This window comes from Mycobacterium sp. E787, from assembly GCF_001668725.1.
GTDB lineage: Bacteria > Actinomycetota > Actinomycetes > Mycobacteriales > Mycobacteriaceae > Mycobacterium.
Window position 1 is genome coordinate 1 of record NZ_LZKL01000107.1, and the last position, 665, is coordinate 665.

General features: G+C 68.0%; 1 protein-coding gene and 1 pseudogene. One reads left to right on the plus strand and one right to left on the minus strand.

The window, feature by feature from the left end:
• On the minus strand, positions 1-477 hold a 477-nt coding region (locus A5705_RS21200), incomplete at its 3' end, for a TetR/AcrR family transcriptional regulator (RefSeq protein WP_068279791.1).
• A gap of 56 nt (positions 478-533) precedes the next feature.
• Between A5705_RS21200 and A5705_RS21205 the strand changes: the two are divergent.
• Positions 534-665 (plus strand): annotated as a pseudogene (locus tag A5705_RS21205) (TetR family transcriptional regulator); the annotation flags it as partial.

Consider the following 665-nt stretch of genomic DNA (forward strand, 5'->3'; position numbering starts at 1 on the left):
GCGCTCCCGGGCGTCCTCGACGATGTCATTTATGATGTCGCGCAACGCTTTTGACCCCGGATTCCGTGTCCGGCCGCCGTCGATTTGGGATTCGAGCAGGCTTTCGGCCCGGATCGCCCACTCGAAAGCCGCGAGGTCCGGGAACTCGCGCATCAACTTTCCCGATTCGTCGAGCACCGCTTCGATTCGGTCGACGACGCCGCCGGGACGGGCGGCGGCCCGGCGCAGCCGTGGCAGCGCGACCTCGGTTCTGGCCGCGACGGCCGCCTTGATCAGCTCCGATTTGTTGGGGAAGTAGTTGTACAGGCTGGCGCTGGTCACCTCCGCGGTCCGGGCGATCTCGCGAATCGTCGCCTTCGAGTGGCCCACTTCGGCCACGCAGCGCATCGCCGAGGCGATGATTCGGGCACGGGTCTGCTCGCCGCTGGCGCCGACTGGGCGGCCGAGCTGGGATGGCGAAGCCGGAGGATAATTGATCGCCCGATTATATTCGAGGGAGCCGGTCAAAAGGACGCAGGAGTGAGGACATCAGCATGACGCGGGCGCAGCTGGGTCGCCCCGTCGGCGCCAGCGGCGAGGAGACCCGCCGCCGGCTCCTCGTCGCCACCATGCGCTGTGTCGCCCAGCGCGGCTACTCCAAGGCCACCATCCGCGAGATCGCCCGG